This is a genomic window from Streptomyces composti, assembly GCF_012034205.1.
GTDB classification, from domain to species: Bacteria; Actinomycetota; Actinomycetes; order Streptomycetales; family Streptomycetaceae; genus Streptomyces; species Streptomyces composti.
On the sequence record NZ_JAATEM010000012.1, the window covers coordinates 1 to 17,174 of the forward strand.

17 protein-coding genes are annotated in these 17,174 nt (G+C 71.3%); 12 read left to right on the forward strand and 5 right to left on the reverse strand.

From position 1 onward, the window contains the following. Positions 1-59: 59 nt before the first annotated feature. Positions 60-1,610: a tetratricopeptide repeat protein gene (locus tag HCJ93_RS11420; protein WP_167993851.1), complete on the reverse strand. Its 1,551-nt coding sequence runs from the start codon at positions 1,608-1,610 to the stop codon at positions 60-62. 103 nt (positions 1,611-1,713) lie between these two features. On the opposite strand from HCJ93_RS11420, the gene HCJ93_RS11425 reads away from it, so the two are divergent. Then, positions 1,714-3,129, forward strand: a complete 1,416-nt coding sequence (locus HCJ93_RS11425) for an FAD-binding oxidoreductase (RefSeq protein ID WP_167993853.1) — start codon at positions 1,714-1,716, stop codon at positions 3,127-3,129. Between the two features lie 17 nt (positions 3,130-3,146). Here the strand turns inward: HCJ93_RS11425 and HCJ93_RS11430 are convergent, their stop codons facing one another. After that, entirely contained in the window at positions 3,147-3,557 is a 411-nt protein-coding gene (locus HCJ93_RS11430) for an SsgA family sporulation/cell division regulator (protein WP_167993855.1), read from the reverse strand. Between the two features lie 241 nt (positions 3,558-3,798). On the opposite strand from HCJ93_RS11430, the gene HCJ93_RS11435 reads away from it, so the two are divergent. Beyond that, positions 3,799-5,379 (forward strand): RDD family protein, encoded by a 1,581-nt coding sequence (locus HCJ93_RS11435; protein ID WP_167993857.1) that lies wholly within the window; start codon positions 3,799-3,801, stop codon positions 5,377-5,379. 130 nt (positions 5,380-5,509) lie between these two features. Continuing rightward, positions 5,510-6,298, forward strand: a complete 789-nt coding sequence (locus HCJ93_RS11440) for an RDD family protein (protein ID WP_167993859.1) — start codon at positions 5,510-5,512, stop codon at positions 6,296-6,298. A 58-nt stretch (positions 6,299-6,356) separates the two neighbouring features. Here HCJ93_RS11440 and HCJ93_RS11445 read toward each other — a convergent pair whose 3' ends face one another. Further along, on the reverse strand, positions 6,357-6,674 hold the full coding sequence (locus HCJ93_RS11445) for a hypothetical protein (protein WP_167993861.1): 318 nt from the start codon (positions 6,672-6,674) through the stop codon (positions 6,357-6,359). Positions 6,675-7,088: 414 nt separating this feature from the next. Between HCJ93_RS11445 and HCJ93_RS11450 the strand changes: the two genes are divergently transcribed. Both HCJ93_RS11450 and HCJ93_RS11455 read left to right on the forward strand, forming a co-directional pair. Further along, the gene (locus tag HCJ93_RS11450) at positions 7,089-9,440 is read left to right on the forward strand and encodes an immune inhibitor A domain-containing protein (protein WP_167993863.1); all 2,352 of its coding nucleotides are present in this window, start codon (positions 7,089-7,091) and stop codon (positions 9,438-9,440) included. Between the two features lie 134 nt (positions 9,441-9,574). Continuing rightward, a complete protein-coding gene (locus tag HCJ93_RS11455) occupies positions 9,575-9,913 on the forward strand; it encodes a hypothetical protein (RefSeq protein WP_167993865.1) in 339 nt (112 codons plus the stop codon). 60 nt (positions 9,914-9,973) lie between these two features. Here HCJ93_RS11455 and HCJ93_RS11460 read toward each other — a convergent pair whose 3' ends face one another. Both HCJ93_RS11460 and HCJ93_RS11465 read right to left on the reverse strand, forming a co-directional pair. Beyond that, the gene (locus HCJ93_RS11460; protein ID WP_167993867.1) at positions 9,974-10,570 is read right to left on the reverse strand and encodes a nicotinamidase; all 597 of its coding nucleotides are present in this window, start codon (positions 10,568-10,570) and stop codon (positions 9,974-9,976) included. Positions 10,571-10,708: 138 nt separating this feature from the next. Then, positions 10,709-12,055: a nicotinate phosphoribosyltransferase gene (locus HCJ93_RS11465; RefSeq protein ID WP_167993869.1), complete on the reverse strand. Its 1,347-nt coding sequence runs from the start codon at positions 12,053-12,055 to the stop codon at positions 10,709-10,711. A gap of 132 nt (positions 12,056-12,187) precedes the next feature. Here HCJ93_RS11465 and clpS point away from each other — a divergent pair, with 132 nt between their 5' ends. The 7 genes from clpS to HCJ93_RS11500 all read left to right on the forward strand — a co-directional run bounded on the left by clpS (position 12,188) and on the right by HCJ93_RS11500 (position 17,047). Beyond that, a complete protein-coding gene (gene clpS, locus HCJ93_RS11470) occupies positions 12,188-12,505 on the forward strand; it encodes an ATP-dependent Clp protease adapter ClpS (protein ID WP_167993871.1) in 318 nt (105 codons plus the stop codon). A gap of 12 nt (positions 12,506-12,517) precedes the next feature. Further along, positions 12,518-13,120, forward strand: a complete 603-nt coding sequence (locus tag HCJ93_RS11475; protein WP_167993873.1) for a DUF2017 domain-containing protein — start codon at positions 12,518-12,520, stop codon at positions 13,118-13,120. 402 nt (positions 13,121-13,522) lie between these two features. Continuing rightward, positions 13,523-14,941 (forward strand): amino acid permease, encoded by a 1,419-nt coding sequence (locus HCJ93_RS11485; protein ID WP_167993875.1) that lies wholly within the window; start codon positions 13,523-13,525, stop codon positions 14,939-14,941. A gap of 146 nt (positions 14,942-15,087) precedes the next feature. Continuing rightward, positions 15,088-15,510 carry a M67 family metallopeptidase gene (locus tag HCJ93_RS11490; protein WP_167993877.1) on the forward strand — a complete coding sequence of 141 codons (423 nt, stop codon included), beginning with the start codon at positions 15,088-15,090 and terminating at the stop codon, positions 15,508-15,510. Between the two features lie 110 nt (positions 15,511-15,620). Beyond that, positions 15,621-15,716 carry a putative leader peptide gene (locus HCJ93_RS30140; protein ID WP_344001581.1) on the forward strand — a complete coding sequence of 32 codons (96 nt, stop codon included), beginning with the start codon at positions 15,621-15,623 and terminating at the stop codon, positions 15,714-15,716. Between the two features lie 92 nt (positions 15,717-15,808). Then, the gene (locus HCJ93_RS11495) at positions 15,809-16,087 is read left to right on the forward strand and encodes a MoaD/ThiS family protein (protein ID WP_167993879.1); all 279 of its coding nucleotides are present in this window, start codon (positions 15,809-15,811) and stop codon (positions 16,085-16,087) included. Positions 16,088-16,096: 9 nt separating this feature from the next. Further along, on the forward strand, positions 16,097-17,047 hold the full coding sequence (locus HCJ93_RS11500) for a PLP-dependent cysteine synthase family protein (protein WP_167993881.1): 951 nt from the start codon (positions 16,097-16,099) through the stop codon (positions 17,045-17,047). The last annotated feature ends 127 nt before the right edge of the window (positions 17,048-17,174 follow it).

Consider the following 17,174-nt stretch of genomic DNA (forward strand, 5'->3'; position numbering starts at 1 on the left):
GCCGCGAGGTGCCCGCCCCGCCCGCCACGGCAAGGAGGGGCTGCCCGCCCACGCCGCCGCTACGACACGTACGCCCCGGACTCGACCGGCGGCTCGCCGAGCCGGGCCAGCGCCGCCCGCGCCTCGCGCACCTTCAGCGGCGAGAAGTACGGGTTGATCCGCAGCGCCTCCCGCAGATGCCGCCGCGCCGCCCCGTACCGCTCCAGCTCCCGCTCGATCATGCCCCGGTGGAACGCGTACAGCGCGCTGCGCACCCCGCCGCCGCGCTCGCCCTCGGTGGCCCGCCGCGCGAAACCGAGCGCCTCCTCGTGCTCCCCGGCCCGGTGCAGCGCCCAGCCCAGCGCGTCCGCCACCGCGACCGACGGCTGCCGCTCCCACTCCGCGCGCAGCCGCCGCACCGCCGCCCGCGGATCCCCGTGGTCCGCCTCGAACCGGCCGAGCACCAGGTTCTCGTCCACCCCGTTGGCGGCCGCCCGCCGCACCCGCTCGCGCAGCAGGTCGTACTGCACGCCGGCCGCCTGCGGCATGCCAAGGGAGGTGTACAGCTCGCCCAGCTCCAGCGCGTACTCGGGCCGCGGCTGTTTCTCCAGCGCCACCCGGTAGGCGCTCAGCGCCTCCGTGGTCCGCCCCATCGCCGCCAGCACCCTGCCCTGCCCCGCCTGGGCCGCCCGCTGGCCGGGGTCGAGCCGCACCGCCTCCTGGAAGTGGTGCAGCGCCTCGGTCAGATCGCCCCGTTCCCAGGCGAGCTGCCCGGCCCGCTCCACATAGGCCGCCCGCTCCGCCGGGTCGACGGTGGCCGCCGCCGCGTCGGCCAGCTGCGCCGCCGCGTCCTCCCGCCAGCCCCGGTCCCGGTACACGGCGGCCGTCACCGCCATCACCGCCGGGTCCTTGCGCAGCCTGGTGAGCCGGTCGAGCAGCCGGTCCACCGTCTCGTGGTCACCGAGCCCGCGGTACGCCTCGATCAGCAGCGGGTACGTCGTCCACTGCCCCGGCTCCAGCCGACGCGCGGCCTCGGCCCACCTGCGGGCCGCCGGATGGTCCCGGCGGGCGTTGGCCAGGGCCGCCAGGCCGCGCAGCGCCTCCGCGTTCCGCTCCGGGCGCACCTTCAGTGAGGTCCGCAGCGCCCGCTCGGCCCGCGGGAAGGCGGACGGATCGGCCAGCCGCCGCCCCTGCTCCACCCGGGCCGTGCCGAGCACCGCCCAGGCCCGGGCGTCCCGCGGATGCCTCCGCAGATGCCGCTCGCGCTCCTCGACGAGCGCCTGCAGATCCGTCGTCGAGGCCGGCACCCCGCTGGTGACCGCCGCCATCGCCCGCGCTCCCGGCGCCGGCTCCGGCGGCCCGTCGTCCCCCCGCCCCAGCGGCAGCAGCACAAGCAGCCCGCCGAGCACCGCACAAGCGGCGACCGAGGCGAGCAGCACCCGGCGCCGTTCGGTGCGGCGGGGCCCGGGGGACGCCTCCTCGTCCGCCGGGGCCTCCGGTTCGTCGTCCGCCGGGACCTCGGGCCCGCCGTCCGCAGCCCGGGCCGGCCGGGCCTGCGGCTCTCCGCCCGCCGTGCCGCTCGAAATTCCGACCGCTTCGCCCCCCGGCTTGTCGTCTGGCTTGTCCTCCATGGCGCTCACTGTGCGGCACACCCCGCACCGGTACGACGATCACACCCCGAGTGCTGTGGCTGCCGTACACGGGGTTCACACCGATGGCCCCGGGTGCCAGGCTGTGATCATGAGCCGTATCGAAGCGCGCCGCGACGAAGACACGGTGGCGGCCGGACCTCTCGTCGACGGGCTGCTTCGCGGGCTGCCCGCCGAGGCCGTCCTCACCGACCCGGACGTCACCGCCTCCTACGCCAACGACATGGCGAGCTTCTGCCCCGCAGGCAGCCCCGCCGTGGTCGTCCTGCCGCGCACCGTGGAGCAGGTCCAGCACGTCATGCGCACCGCCACCGAGCTGCGCGTGCCGGTGGTGCCGCAGGGCGCCCGCACCGGCCTGTCCGGCGGCGCCAACGCCACCGACGGCTGCATCGTGCTGTCCCTGACGAAGATGGACCGCATCCTGGAGATCAGCCCCGTCGACCGGATCGCCGTCGTCGAAGCGGGCGTCGTCAACGCCGATCTGTCCCGCGCGGTCGGCGAGCACGGACTGTACTACCCGCCGGACCCCTCCAGCTGGGAGCAGTGCACCATCGGCGGCAACATCGGCACCGCCTCCGGCGGCCTGTGCTGCGTCAAGTACGGGGTGACCGCCGAGTACGTCCTCGGCCTCGACGTGGTGCTCGCCGACGGCCGGCTGATGTCCACCGGCCGCCGCACCGCCAAGGGGGTCGCCGGATACGACCTGACCCGGCTGTTCGTCGGCTCCGAGGGGTCCCTCGGCATCGTTGTCCGCGCCGTCCTCGCCCTGCGCCCCAAGCCGCCCGGGCAGCTGGTGCTGGCCGCCGAGTTCTCCTCCGGGGCCGCCGCCTGCGACGCGGTGTGCCGGATCATGGCGGGCGGGCACGTCCCCTCGCTGCTGGAGCTGATGGACCGTACGACCGTCAAGGCGGTCAACGACCTGGCGCACATGGGCCTGCCGGACTCCACCGAGGCGCTGCTGCTCGCCGCCTTCGACACCGCCGACCCCGCCGCCGACCTGGCCGCCGTCGGCGCGCTGTGCGAGGCGGCCGGCGCCACCAGCGTCGTCCCCGCGGACGACGCCGCCGAGTCCGAGCTGCTGCTCAAGGCGCGGCGTCTGTCGCTGGTCGCCCTGGAGGCGGTCAAGGGCACCACGATGATCGACGACGTGTGCGTGCCCCGCTCCCGGCTCGGCGAACTCATCGACGGCGTCGAGCGGATCGCCGAGAAGCACGGCCTGACCATCGGCGTGGTCGCCCACGCGGGCGACGGCAACACCCACCCCACCGTGTGCTTCGACGCCCAGGACCCCGAGGAGTCCCGGCGGGCCCGCGAGTCCTTCGACGAGATCATGGCGCTCGGCCTGGAACTCGGCGGCACCATCACCGGCGAACACGGGGTGGGGGTGCTGAAGAAGGAGTGGCTGGCCCGCGAACTCGGCCCGGTGGGGCTGGAGATGCAGCGGGCCGTCAAACAGGTCTTCGACCCGCTGAACATCCTCAACCCGGGCAAACTGTTCTGACCCCGGTGCCGCCGGGGTCACTGGGCGAGCAGCCCGGCCAGTCCGTCGTCCAGACCGAGCTGCTCGCCCTCGCTGCCCGGCGGCACCGCGCGCAGCGTCCGCTCCAGCCAGGCCGACACCTGCGCCGTGGGGGCCTGCAGGAGGGCTTCGCCGTCGGGGGAGGCGAGCGCCATCAGCACGACGCCGTGCCCGTCCGCCTTCGACGGCCACACCCGCACGTCCCCGTGGCCGCAGGCCCGGAAGACGCCCTCGATCAGCAGGTCCCTGGCGAACGTCCAGCGCACGGGGGAGGCGGAGTCGGTGTGGAAGGTGATGTGGACGGCGTAGGGGTCGTCGCTGCGGTAGGCGAGCAGGGCCGCCACCGGGATGCTCCGCTCCGGCGCCAGGACGAGCCGCACTTCGAGTTCGCGCTCCACCACGATGTGCATGGTGTGTGTTCCTCTCCTGTGAAAGGCCCCCGTGAAGGGCTGTCGGGAGGAGAGAGCGGGCGGGCGCGGAGGCATTACGCGGGTCCGGGGGGCTTTTTCGCGGCGCGCACCACACGTCATCGGGGGTTACCACAACGGTGCCCCGAAGGGGTGGGTCCGGTGGGACGGGCCCAGGCACGTGCGCGGGTCTGATAGATGTGGAGCCCCCCGACCCACCTCGAGCAGATACGGGACGACGGACATGAGCGCCCCAACCCCGGCACCAGGCGACGACAAGCCCCGCGCAGGGTACTACCCCGATCCGTCCATTCCCGGATATGTCCGGTACTGGAACGGGTCCGCGTGGGTACCGGGCACCAGCCGCCCGGCGCCCTCCAACGGGGAGTCGCTGGCACCGCCGCCCGGTGCGGCGCCCTCCGTCGAGGAGACCGGGCCGCACTTCTTCGACGAGGATCCGGTCGAGGAGCCGTCCCGTACCGGCCCCGCCGCCGATGCCCAGCACGGCAGCCGTCCCGAGCCCGCCTCGGCCTGGGCCGCCGACCGCTCCCGCCAGTCCGGCTTCGGCGGCGACCGGGACCAGAAGGTCTCCTGGGGCACGGACCCGAGGGTCCCGCACACCCCGGGCGGGCGGAAGGCGGAGGAGGACGCGGCGGGCGGCACGGGCACGTCCGGTGCGGCCGGCACGTCCGCCTCACCGGCGGGTGACCCGGCCCGGGCCACGTCCGACGCCGCCGCGGCGAAGCCCGCCGGTGCCGCGGGCTCCACGGGCGGCGCCCAGGGGACCGAGGCCGCCGCGGGAGCGGCAGGTACGGAGGGCACGCCGGAGCCGCAGGAGTCCGCCGCCGGGGGCAGCACCTTCGTCTTCCGCAAGCCGAAGCCGGGATCCGCGGCCGCCGCCGCGGACGCCGCCGACGACGACCCGGGCACCATGACCTTCCGCGCGGTCTCCCCGCGCCGCACCGGGAGCGCGTCCGCCGCCCCGACCGCCCTGTCAGGTCCTCAGCAGGCGTCCGCCGCCTCGGCCTCCGCCGCCCCCGGTACCGCCTCCGCCGTGCCCCCGCAGGCCACCGCGGACCGGCCGGCCCCGGGCGCGGCGGGCGCCGCCGCTCAGCCGGGCCCCGCCGCCCCCGCTGCGCCTGCCGCTCCCGCCGCCCCGAACGCCGCCGTACCGCCCGCGGCAGCCGCTCCCGGTGCCGCGCCGCTGACCAGCGGTCCCGGTGGCGGGCAGGCCTCGTGGGCGCAGCAGGTGCACCGGCTGGCGGGCGGGGAGGAACCGCCGGTCGTGCCGTGGAAGCCGCCGACGGAGGACCCCTTCCAGGCCGCGGCGCGGCGCCAGGCCTCCGCCCGTCCCGCGGGGCTCGGCAAGCGGTTCGTGGCCCGGCTGCTCGACACCCTCGTGGCCGGCGCCCTCACCTCGGTGGCCGCCGTGCCGCTCGGCATCAAGGCCGTCGACCACATCAACGCGAAGATCGACGCGGCCAAGCTCTCCGGCGAGACCGTCACGGTGTGGCTGATCGACGGCACCACCTCCGTCCACCTCGGCATCGTGCTCGCCGTCCTGCTGCTCGCCGGGGTGCTCACCGAGGTGCTGCCCACCGTCAAATGGGGCCGCACCCTGGGCAAGAAGCTGCTGGGTCTGGAGGTCCGGGACATCGAGGCCCATGAGACACCGGAGTTCGGCGCGGCTCTGCGCCGCTGGCTGGTCTACTGGATCCCCGGGCTGCTGGTCGTGGGTGTGGTCGGTGTGCTGTGGTGCCTGTTCGACAAGCCGTGGCGGCAGTGCTGGCACGACAAGGCGGCCCACACCTTCGTGGCGGGCTGAGGCGGTACTCCGACGGCTCGTGGCCGGCTGACGGCGGTGCTCCCGGCGGTCGGTGACGGACTGACGGCGAGGTACTCCGGACGGCGGCTCGCCGGATGCGCGGGGCGGGGGAGTGCGGTCGACTCGGGCCATGAGCACCGAACCGCCCCACGGCTCCGGTCAGCCTGACGACGACCCGTTCAAGAAGCAGCCCCCGCCGGGGGAGGGCCCCGGGCAGCGTCCGGGAGCGGGTTCTCCCTCCGGCTCCCCGTACGGCAACGAGCCCCCGCCGTACCCCGGCGGCGGTGGCGGCGACCCCTACGGATCGGGCGGCGGCAGCCCCTACGGCCCCGGTGGCGGCCCCTACGGCGGCGGAGGTCCTGGAGGACCGGGTGGACCCGGCGGCCCGGGAGGCCCCGGCAGTCCCTACGGCTCCGGTCCCGGCAGTCCCTACGGCGCCGGTCCCGGGGGGCCCGGCGACCCGCTCGCCGGTATGCCCCCGCTCGCCGACAGCGCCAAGCGCACCCTCGCCCGCATCATCGACCTGATCCTGGTGGGCGTGGTGGTCTGGCTGCTCTCCTGGGCGTTCGGCTTCAACCAGTACGAGTGGGACAGCGACCAGGTGGAGGTCGGCAGCACGCTCGGGCAGTCCGTCATCGGCGCGGTTCTCTACATCGCCTACGACACCGTGCTGACCGCACGCAACGGGCAGACCCTCGGCAAGCAGCTGCTGAACATGCGCGTGGCGAACCTCAACGACGGGTCCACCCCCTCGGTGCAGACCTCCCTCATCCGCGCCGCGGTGCTCTGGCTGCCGTTCGCCTTCTGCTGTGCCTGTGTGTGGACCGCGATCGCGGGTGGCTGGAGCTTCTTCGACCGCCCCTACAAGCAGGGCCTGCACGACAAGGCGGCCAAGACCGTGGTGGTCAGCACGCGTTGACCTCCGGCCCTCCGGCGGGCCGCGACCGGGGCGGGCTCCAGGACGCCGGGGACGGGGCTCAGGACGCCGCCTTCTCCCGCACGGGTTCGCGCACGCTCTCGCGGACCGGGGCGGGGACCGTGGCCCGTACCCGCTCCGCGGACGCGGCCGGTTCAGGACGGGCGGGGGCCGGGCGTACCACCGAGAGCCGGCGGGTGCGGCGGATGCCCGGAGCCTTCACCGCCACCAGCAGTCCGAGGGCGAGAGCCGCGACGGCGACGGCCGCCGTCCCGGCCGCCGAACTCGTCCGGGACGCCAGCAGCAGGGTGAGGGTGGACAGGACCACGGTGCACGAACCGTAGGCGAACTGAGCGACAGTCGGACGGGGCATGGCCATCGTGTCCTCGGAGTCGGGGGCTGTCGGCCTGGCATTCCGCCGGCTCACATGGCGTTCCGCCAAGCGACTCTAACCGCGAGCGTGCCCGAGCGGAACGGACAGTAAGCGTGACCTAACCGACAGGGTCGGTGCACGGGGGGCGCACGGAGTCATGATGTCCGCACAGTGGACAGACGCATGCGCCGGTGTCACATGCAACCCGGTTCGGACTGTGTTGGGTTGACCCCTGCCGTCCGTTAAGCGAACAACGCCTTCTGCATAGTGCACTTGACTTGTCCAAGTCAAGGTCTGTCTTTTCTGGCGAACCTCTAGTCAAATGTCGTCACTTGACTACACGCGTTGATCACGCGTGCGTGGATCCTGCACTGCATCTGCCCCCCAATCCGCGCACGCGCACGCGGGGGAGGAACTCAAGTGACCAGTAGACCCTGGACGTTCAGAGCGGCGGCCACCGCTGTCGCGCTCGCAACGGCCACTGCCACGCTGTCTGCCGCCGGCGTCGCGCATGCGGACTCGCCGGCCCGGCCGCCGGCCGTGGACCGCCACGACCCGCATCCGGCGAAGGGCACGGACTCGCACGACCTCAAGGGCCCCCTGAGCGACACTCAGGCCGCCCAGCGGGAGGAGGCCCTGCACCAGGTCCTCTCCGGCAAGGCCTCGGTGAAGAAGCGCGACGGTTCCAAGGTCGTTCAGCTCAAGAGCAAGAAGGGCGACGCGAAGTACGTCGAGCTCGGCCGGGAGAAGACCGACAAGATCTTCACCATCCTGGTGGAGTTCGGCGACAAGATAGACAGCCGCTACGGCGGCACCCCCGGTCCCCTGCACAACCAGATAGCCAAGCCGGACCGCAAGAAGGACAACTCCACGGCCTGGCGCGAGGACTACAACCAGCAGCACTACGAGGACCTGTACTTCGGCCACGGCAAGGGCGTCGACTCGGTCAAGACGTACTACGAGAAGCAGTCCTCCGGCCGCTACTCGGTCGAGGGCCAGGTGTCCGACTGGGTGAAGGTCCCCTACAACGAGGCCCGTTACGGCAACAACGCCTGCGGCGACAGCAACTGCCCGAGCGTGTGGAACGTCGTCAGCGACGGTCTGAACGCCTGGGTGGAGCAGCAGAAGAAGGCCGGCCGCACCGACGCCCAGATCAAGGCGGAGGTCGCCCGCTACGACGAGTGGGACCGCTACGACTACGACGGCGACGGCGACTTCAACGAGCCCGACGGCTACATCGACCACTTCCAGATCGTGCACGCCGGTGAGGACGAGTCCGCCGGCGGCGGCGCCCAGGGCGAGGACGCGATCTGGGCCCACCGCTGGTACGCCTTCGGCACCGACGCCGGCGCCACCGGCCCCGACTTCAACAAGCTCGGCGGCGCCAAGATCGGCGACACCGGCATCTGGGTCGGCGACTACACCATCCAGCCGGAGAACGGCGGACTCGGCGTCTTCGCCCACGAGTACGGCCACGACCTCGGTCTGCCGGACCTCTACGACACCGCGGGCGGCGAGAACGGCACCGGCTTCTGGACGCTGATGTCGTCCGGTTCCTGGCTCGGCACGGGCAAGAAGGAGATCGGCGACCTCCCCGGCGACATGACCGCCTGGGACAAGCTGCAGCTGGGCTGGCTGAACTACGACACCGCCAAGGCCGGCGTCAACTCCTGGCACAAGCTGGGCGTCGCCGAGTACAACACCAAGCACAAGCAGGCGCTGGTGGTGAACCTGCCCAAGAAGGCCGTCACCACCGAGATCATCGAGCCGGCCGAGGGCGAGACCCAGTGGTGGTCCGGCAGCGGTGACGACCTGCGCAACACGCTGACCCGCACGGTGGACCTCACCGGCAAGTCCGAGGCCGAGCTGACCTTCGACGGCTGGTACGACATCGAGGCCAACTACGACTACCTCTACACCGAGGTGTCGACCGATGGCGGCGCCAACTGGACCGCGATCGACGGCACGGTGGACGGCCAGCCGATCCCGCGCGACGGCAGCGACAAGCCCGCGCTGCACGGCACGCTCGACGGCTACAAGAAGTTCGCGTTCGACCTGGACGCCTACGCCGGCCAGAAGATCGACCTGCGCTTCCGCTACCAGACCGACGGCGGCGTGGCCCAGAAGGGCTTCACGGCCGACGCGATCTCGGTGACCGCGGACGGCGAGGCGGTGTTCACCGACAACGCCGAGACCGCGGACGACGCCTGGAAGTCCAACGGCTTCACCCGCGTCGGCGCGTCCTTCACCAAGGACTACGAGCAGTACTACATCGCCGAGAACCGGCAGTACATCTCGTACGACAAGACCCTCGAGGTCGGCCCGTACAACTTCGGCTTCACCGCCCGCCCGGACTGGGTCGAGCACTTCGCGTACCAGAACGGTCTGCTGATCTGGAAGTGGGACACCTCCCAGCAGGACAACAACACCAGCCAGCACCCCGGCACCGGTCTGATCCTGCCGGTCGACTCCCACCCGGACGCGCTGAAGTGGGCCGACGGCACGCTGATGCGCAACCGCATCCAGACCTACGACGCCACCTTCAGCAAGTTCCGCACCGACGGCATGACGCTGCACAAGGAGGACGTGGCGAAGCGGATCCCGGGCTCGAAGGGCGTCTCGGTCTTCAACGACCGGAAGAACGACTACTACGACGAGGCGAACCCGACGGGCAGCGTCAAGATCACTGACACCAACACGAAGATCAAGATCCTGAAGGAGGCGAAGGACGGCTCGACGATCGAGCTGGAGGTCGCCCCTGCGGGCAGGTAAACAGCGTCTGCCCAGGTCAGAGCGTGATCGGCGGTGACCCCCTGGCGGGTCACCGCCGATCCGTGTTTAGGTGCGTCCTGTGGTTCTCTTATTGACACACGGATCGACACCGGCTGACACGGGGGTATGACCAGATGGCCGCAGGAGGTTTCTGCAAGCTGCCGAACGGCACGGTGGTGGTGGCACTGAACCTGCCCAGCCCCGCCGCCGAGGCGCCGTCCGGCGTCCGCGTGCTCGTCCACGCCCAGAACCGGGCGCGCGCCCTGACCAGGCTGCGCAACCTGGGTCTCCGGGCGATCTATCTCCGGGGCAACGCGGCCCCGCCCACGCCGGACGAGGTCACCGCGGTCCTCCACCACCCCGACGGCCTGATATGGCGCACGGCGCCCGCAGCCGACCTCTCGGCCGACCTTTCCGTCGAGCTCTGGCACCCCATCCGGGCGCTGCTCAGACGGACGACGCCGCAGACGTGAGCCCGACCGCGGGCACTGGTGCCGCCGGGGCGATGCGGGCCGCCCGCAGTGACGCAGCGGTCACTGAGCGGCGTGGACGACCGGCTTGCCCGTGAGTTCGACCCCGGCCTGCCGCAGCTCCTCCAGGGCCCGGTCGGTCGTCTCCCGGGAGACACCCGCCGTGAGATCGAGCAGCACCCGCGTGCGGAACCCTTCCTTCACGGCGTCCAGCGCGGTCGCCCGCACGCAGTGGTCCGTGGCGATGCCGACGATGTCGACCTCGTCGATCCCCCGCTCGCGCAGCCAGTCCGCCAGCTTCACGCCGTTCTCGTCGGTGCCCTCGAAGCCGCTGTAGGCAGCCGAGTAGGCACCCTTGTCGAAGACGGCGTCGACGGAGCCGGAGGCCACCGCGGGGGCGAAGTTCGGGTGGAAGCCGACTCCCTCGGTCCCGGCGACGCAGTGCGCGGGCCAGGAGTGGACGTAGTCCGGGTTGTCGGCGAAGTGTCCTCCGGGGGCGATGTGGTGGTCCCTGGTGGCCACCACGTGCCGGTAGCCGGCCGGTGCCTGCCCGATCAGCTCGGTGATCGCGGCAGCCACTTCCGCCCCACCGGCCACGGCGAGGCTGCCCCCTTCACAGAAGTCGTTCTGCACATCGACGACGATCAAGGCGCGGCGCATGGTCGGAGTCCTTCGACTATGGGGTCGGGTGAGAAACTGGCCCGGCCGGTGAGCTTCCGAGCCTATTGAATGACGGACGGCACTGACAGGGCCCCGGCAGTCCGGACATGCCGGGCCCCGGCAGACCCGGACACTGAGCTAGCTACCCGAGCCTGACTTGACGTACTCCGTCGGAATGACGGGTTCCCCTCGGGAGAGCTGGGTGGCGGAGAGCGGCAGGGCCGCCTTGGCCGCCGCATGCCGGTCCCGGGCCGCGTCCAGCGGCTCGCGGGCGAGCACCTCACCGCCCTTGATCAGCTGCACCAGCAGCTGCCGGTCGGACAGCTCGTCCGGCACGGGACCGGTGCCGACCACCTCGGCCTCGGCCACGCCCTCCTCGTCCAGCCGCCGTGCGGCCCACTTGCGGCCGCCGATGGACGTCTTGCCGCCCACCGACTTCTTCGCCACCGGCACCAGCGGCGCCTCGGGGTCGGAGGTCTCGGCCCGGGCGACCAGCTTGTAGACCATGGAGCAGGTGGGGTGCCCGGAGCCGGTGACCAGCCGGGTGCCGACGCCGTATCCGTCCACCGGTGCCGCCGCCAGCGAGGCGATGGCGTACTCGTCCAGGTCCGAGGTCACGATGATCTTCGTGTTCTTGGCGCCCAGCTCGTCCAGCTGGTGGCGCACTCGGTGCGCGACCAGCAGCAGGTCGCCGGAGTCGATGCGCACCGCGCCCAGCTCGGGACCGGCGATCTCCACCGCCGTGCGGACCGCCTCGGCGACGTCGTAGGTGTCCACCAGCAGCGTGGTGCCCCGGCCGAGGCTGTCCACCTGGGCGCGGAAGGCGTCCCGCTCGGTGTCGTGCAGCAGCGTGAAGGCGTGCGCCGAGGTGCCGACGGTGGGGATGTTGTAACGGAAGCCCGCCGCCAGGTCGGAGGTGGAGGCGAAGCCCCCGATGTACGCGGCGCGCGCGGCGGCCACCGCCGCCAGCTCGTGGGTGCGCCGCGCGCCCATCTCGATCAGCGGCCGGCCGCCGGCGGCCGAGGACATCCGGGAGGCCGCCGCGGCGATGGCCGAGTCGTGGTTGAGGATGGACAGGATCACCGTCTCCAGCAGCACGCACTCGGCGAAGCTGCCCTCGACCCGCAGGACCGGCGAGCCGGGGAAGTACACCTCGCCCTCCGGATAGCCGTAGACGTCGCCGGAGAAGCGGTACGAGGCGAGCCAGCGCAGCGTCTCCTCGTCGACCACCCGGCGCTCGCGCAGGAACTCCAGCACGCCCTCGTCGAACCGGAAGTTCTCCAGCGCGTCCAGGACCCGCCCGGTGCCGGCCACGACGCCGTAGCGCCGGCCCTCCGGCAGCCGCCGGGTGAACACCTCGAAGACGCTGCGCCGGTCGGCCGTTCCGGCCTTCAGCGCGGCCTGCAGCATGGTCAGCTCGTAGTGGTCCGTGAAGAGGGCCGTCGAGGGAACATCCACCGGCAGCCCGAGATCCGCAACGCCCACTCCGATACTCCTGGTTCGTCTCGCAGGGCACCCCGAAAGCGGCCGGGGTCCGGGGACCGTCCCCGGAAGATCCGTCAGGCACGAGGATACTCCCTTTTCGTCGGTGTGACGATTTCAGGGAGGCGTGGCAGCATGGGCAGTGTGACGTCACCCGCACCGTTGGAGATCGAACGCACCGAGTCGGCGGAGGAGAGCTTCGCCGTACCCGAGCCGGACGTCCCATGGGTCACGATCGTCCACAATGACCCGGTCAATCTCATGAGCTATGTGACGTACGTCTTCCAGACGTACTTCGGCTACTCCAAGGACAAGGCCACCAAGCTCATGCTCGACGTCCATCACAAGGGCCGCGCGGTCGTGTCGAGCGGCACCCGCGAGGAGATGGAGCGGGATGTCCAGGCCATGCACGGCTACGGTCTGTGGGCCACCCTCCAACAGGACCGGAAGTAGCGAATCGCCTCCATGCCAGGACACTTCGAACCGCTCCCCGGCGGCGGCGCGGCCGTCGCGCTCGACGAGGTCGAGATCTCCATCATCCGGTCCCTGGCCGTGCAGCTGATGGAGCTGATCGGCCCCGGCCCCGCCGAGGACGCCCCGGCCGACCCGCTCGCCGAGCTGTTCTCCGACGGCCCCAGCGAACCCCCCGCCGACCCGGTGCTGCGCCGTCTCTTCCCGGACGCCTACTGCGACCCGGAGGGCTCCGCGTCCCCGGAGCAGGCCGAGGAGCAGCGGGCGTACTCCGCCGAGTTCCGCCGCTACACCGAGAACGACCTGCGCGCCGGCAAGCGCGAGAACGCCCTCGCCGTCATCAGGTCCCTGGACGCCCTCACCGCCGCCGGCGAGGGCGTCGCGGTGCTCAAGCTGTCGCCGGAGGAGTCCAGGCAGTGGCTCGGCGCGCTGAACGATCTGCGCCTGGCGATCGGCGCCCGGCTGCAGATCGACGACGAGGACGACACCGAGGTCCTCTACCGCCTCCCGGACGACGATGCGCGCAAGCCGATGGTGATGGCCTACCTCTGGCTCGGCGGGCTCCAGGAGACGCTCGTTGCGACGCTGATGCCGTGAGCGCCGCGCAGCCGGACCCGCCGCGCCCTTCCATGCCCGGAATCGACCGGGAAAGTGCGGAAATCTTCGCTGACGCGTTCGCTCAGAGGACGCTCAAATCCGATTAACGATCAAGTCAAAAGATCCGTCTTGTATGGGTCTGTGGGGCGCGCTTTGTCCGGTTCTTGCCGTGATGCGCGCCACAATCCGAGCCAGTGATCAATCGTGCGGCCGTGATACATCTTCACGACCGCCCGCCGAGCGCCACCCGAATGTTCGGACGGGTGCGCCACCGGCCGGTCACCACCGGCATGGCAATCGAGCGGAATCTCGCAGTCCGCTCAGCTCCATCAGTCCGGGGGGATCGAGACCCGATCCGCGGCCGACCTGCGGCCCGGATCGGCATGGAGAAAGGCGCACGACATGACCTCTGCGAAGGTCACCGAAACTCCTGAAGAGGGGTATGAACGCGGGCTCGGCAGCCGCCAGGTCCAGATGATCGCGATCGGCGGGGCCATCGGCGTCGGCCTGTTCATGGGCGCCGGTGCGAACATCGCCAAGGCCGGACCCAGCATCGTTCTCATGTACGCCCTCGCGGGCGTCGTCATCTTCTTCATCATGCGGGCCCTGGGAGAACTGCTCCTCTACCGGCCCGTCTCCGGCTCCTTCGCCGAGTACGCCCGTGAGTTCCTCGGCCCGTTCTTCGGGTTCGTCACGGGCTGGACCTACTGGCTGATGTGGGTGGTCACCGGCATGGCCGAGCTGACGGCCGCCGCGATCTACATCCACTTCTGGTTCCCGGAGATCCCCCAGTGGGTCAGCGCCCTGGTGTTCCTGGTGGTGCTGTTCGGCGTCAACCTGATCTCCGTCAAGATCTTCGGCGAGGTCGAGTTCTGGTTCTCGATGATCAAGGTCACCGCGATCATCGGCATGATCGTGATCGGCCTCGGCGTGCTCACCCTCGGCTTCTCCGACGCCGGTGACACCGCCACCGTCTCCAACCTCTGGTCGCACGGCGGCTTCTTCCCCAACGGCATCGGCTCCAGCCTGATGACCCTCCAGGGCGTCATGTTCGCCTACCTCGCCGTCGAGCTGGTCGGCGTCACCGCGGGCGAGTCCGAGAACCCCGAGAAGACCCTGCCCAAGGCCATCAACACCCTGCCCTGGCGCATCATCGTCTTCTACGTCGGCGCCCTGCTGGTCATCCTCTCCGTGGTCAAGTGGACCGAGTTCTCCGCCGGTGAGAGCCCCTTCGTGCACGCCTTCGGCAGGATCGGCATCCCGCTCGCCGCCGGCATCGTGAACTTCGTGGTGCTCACCGCGGCCCTGTCGTCCTGCAACTCGGGCATGTACTCCACCGGCCGGATGCTGCGCGACCTGGCCGCCAACAGCGAGGCCCCGCAGGCCTTCTCCAGGCTCAACGCCCGCAAGACGCCCGCCGTCGGCATCACCGTCTCCGTGGCGCTCATGGGCATCGGCGTGATCCTGAACTACGTGGTGCCGGAGAAGGCGTTCCTCTACGTCACGTCCGTCGCCACCGCGGCCGGCATCTGGACCTGGATGATGATCCTCATCAGCCACATCCGCTACCGCGCCGGGGTCGTCGCCGACCGGCTGCCCGGCTCGCCCTTCCCGGCTCCCGGCGGCTCGCTGTTCAGCTGGGTCGCCCTGCTCTTCCTGATCGCCGTGACCGGCATGATCGCGTACGACAAGGACGCGCGGATCTGCCTCTATGTGGCGGCCGGCTGGGCCGTGGCCCTGGCCGCCGGCTGGGCGATCATGAAGAGCCGCAACCCGCAGATCGCCGAGCGCCGCGAGCCGGAGCTCGAGAAGGTCGGCTGACCGGGCGCGCGGCTCCCGCGGAGGGACGCCCGCCGGCAGGGAGTACTCGTGGCACCCCCTGCCGCCACCGCTCCGGGCGTCCAGCATCCGGGCCGTCCCGTACCACTCCTCGGTACGGGGTGGCCCGTCCGCTTATCCTGAGCCCCATGCTGACCATCACCCAGGCTCTGTACGACAAGATCGTCGACCATGCCCGCGCCGACCACCCCGACGAGGCGTGCGGCGTGATCGCGGGGCCGGTGGGTTCCGGCCGCCCCGAGCGCTTCATCCCGATGCTGAACGCGGCCCGCTCGCCCACCTTCTACGAGTTCGACTCCCAGGACCTGCTGAAGCTCTACCGGGAGATGGACGACAACGACGAGGAGCCGGTGGTCATCTACCACTCCCACACCGCCACCGAGGCCTACCCCTCCCGGACCGACATCTCCTACGCGAACGAGCCGAACGCCCACTACGTGCTGGTCTCCACCGCCGACACCGACGGCGCCGGCGAGTTCCAGTTCCGGTCGTTCCGCATCGTCGAGGGCGAGGTCACAGAGGAGGAGGTCAAGGTCGTCGAGTCGTACTGAGCCGGCGCGGCCGGCCCACCGACCTGGCATGTTCCGAATGGCGGATGAAGGGTGTCCGCACGGTGAGATCACACTCCGGGGGGCCGCCCGGGAATCGATACGATGACCGCATGGTTCTTCTCGACGTGAGCGAAACGGCGCCGGGCACTCTGCTCGTGGCGCGGCTGCACGTCGACCTGTGCAGGCTGAACAGCGCCATCTGTTGACCCGCCCCGCCGCCGCACGGGCCACGAGCCGCGGCGGACGCGCCGCGCGCCCACACGAACCAGACCACCCCTTCCGACAGGAGCCCTCCACCATGGCCATCGAGGTCCGCATCCCGACCATCCTCCGCCAGTACACCGACGGCCAGAAGACGGTGGAGGGGACCGGGAACACCCTCGCCGAGCTCTTCGCCGACCTCGAGACCCGGTATGCGGGCATCCAGGCCCGCATCGTGGACGGCGACCAGCTGCGCCGCTTCGTCAACGTCTACCTCAACGACGAGGACGTGCGCTTCCTCGACGGCATCGAGACCAAGGTCAGCGACGGCGACAACGTCACGATCCTGCCGGCCGTGGCCGGCGGCATGGCCTGAGCAGCGGCCATGCGCTACGACTCGCCGCTGGCCGCGGTGGGCAACACCCCGCTGGTGCGCCTGCCGCGGCTCTCGCCGTCCGCCGACGTCCGGATCTGGGCCAAGCTGGAGGACCGCAACCCCACCGGCTCCGTCAAGGACCGCCCGGCGCTGTACATGATCGAGCAGGCGGAGAAGGACGGCCGGCTCACACCCGGCTGCACCATCCTCGAGCCGACCTCCGGCAACACCGGCATCTCGCTCGCCATGGCCGCGAAGCTCAAGGGCTACCGCATGGTGTGCGTGATGCCCGAGAACACCTCGCAGGAGCGCAGGGAACTGCTCGCCATGTGGGGTGCGGAGATCATCTCCTCGCCCGCCGCGGGCGGCTCCAACACCGCCGTGCGCGTCGCCAAGGAACTGGCCGCCGAGCACCCGGACTGGGTGATGCTCTACCAGTACGGCAACCCCGACAACGCGGGCGCCCACTACGCCACCACGGGCCCGGAGATCCTCGCCGACCTGCCGTCCATCACCCACTTCGTCGCCGGCCTCGGCACCACCGGCACCCTGATGGGCGTCGGCCGCTACCTGCGCGAGCACAAGCCCGACGTGAAGATCGTCGCCGCCGAGCCCCGCTACGACGACCTGGTCTACGGCCTGCGCAACCTCGACGAGGGCTTCGTCCCCGAGCTGTACGACGCGTCCGTGCTGACCAGCCGCTTCTCCGTCGGCTCCGCCGACGCCGTCACCCGCACCCGCGAACTCCTCCGCCAGGAGGGCATCTTCGCGGGCGTCTCCACGGGAGCCGCCCTGCACGCGGCCATCGGCGTGGCAAAGAAGGCACAGAAGGCCGGGGAGAGCGCCGACGTCGTCTTCGTCGTCGCCGACGGCGGCTGGAAGTACCTCTCCACCGGCGTCTACACCGCCGCCACCACCGAGGAAGCCATCCAGACCCTCCAGGGCCAGCTCTGGGCCTGACCCCGGCCTGACCGGCCGGACTCGATCCAGCACCGCCCACGACAGCAGCCCGCGCATCACCGGACCCTTCGCGCGGGCTGCTGTTCCGCTCTCCGGGCATGCTCCGCGCTTCCCGCGACCCCGCTGC

Coding starts and splice junctions, on each gene's coding strand:
- HCJ93_RS11420 (WP_167993851.1), bottom strand. CDS start 1,610: ATGGAGGACAAGCCAGACGACAAGCCGGGGGGCGAAGCGGTCGGAATT.
- HCJ93_RS11430 (WP_167993855.1), bottom strand. CDS start 3,557: ATGCACATCGTGGTGGAGCGCGAACTCGAAGTGCGGCTCGTCCTGGCG.
- HCJ93_RS11435 (WP_167993857.1), top strand. CDS start 3,799: ATGAGCGCCCCAACCCCGGCACCAGGCGACGACAAGCCCCGCGCAGGG.
- HCJ93_RS11440 (WP_167993859.1), top strand. CDS start 5,510: ATGAGCACCGAACCGCCCCACGGCTCCGGTCAGCCTGACGACGACCCG.
- HCJ93_RS11445 (WP_167993861.1), bottom strand. CDS start 6,674: ATGGCCATGCCCCGTCCGACTGTCGCTCAGTTCGCCTACGGTTCGTGC.
- HCJ93_RS11455 (WP_167993865.1), top strand. CDS start 9,575: ATGGCCGCAGGAGGTTTCTGCAAGCTGCCGAACGGCACGGTGGTGGTG.
- HCJ93_RS11460 (WP_167993867.1), bottom strand. CDS start 10,570: ATGCGCCGCGCCTTGATCGTCGTCGATGTGCAGAACGACTTCTGTGAA.
- clpS (WP_167993871.1), top strand. CDS start 12,188: ATGGGCAGTGTGACGTCACCCGCACCGTTGGAGATCGAACGCACCGAG.
- HCJ93_RS11475 (WP_167993873.1), top strand. CDS start 12,518: ATGCCAGGACACTTCGAACCGCTCCCCGGCGGCGGCGCGGCCGTCGCG.
- HCJ93_RS11485 (WP_167993875.1), top strand. CDS start 13,523: ATGACCTCTGCGAAGGTCACCGAAACTCCTGAAGAGGGGTATGAACGC.
- HCJ93_RS11490 (WP_167993877.1), top strand. CDS start 15,088: ATGCTGACCATCACCCAGGCTCTGTACGACAAGATCGTCGACCATGCC.
- HCJ93_RS30140 (WP_344001581.1), top strand. CDS start 15,621: ATGGTTCTTCTCGACGTGAGCGAAACGGCGCCGGGCACTCTGCTCGTG.
- HCJ93_RS11495 (WP_167993879.1), top strand. CDS start 15,809: ATGGCCATCGAGGTCCGCATCCCGACCATCCTCCGCCAGTACACCGAC.
- HCJ93_RS11500 (WP_167993881.1), top strand. CDS start 16,097: ATGCGCTACGACTCGCCGCTGGCCGCGGTGGGCAACACCCCGCTGGTG.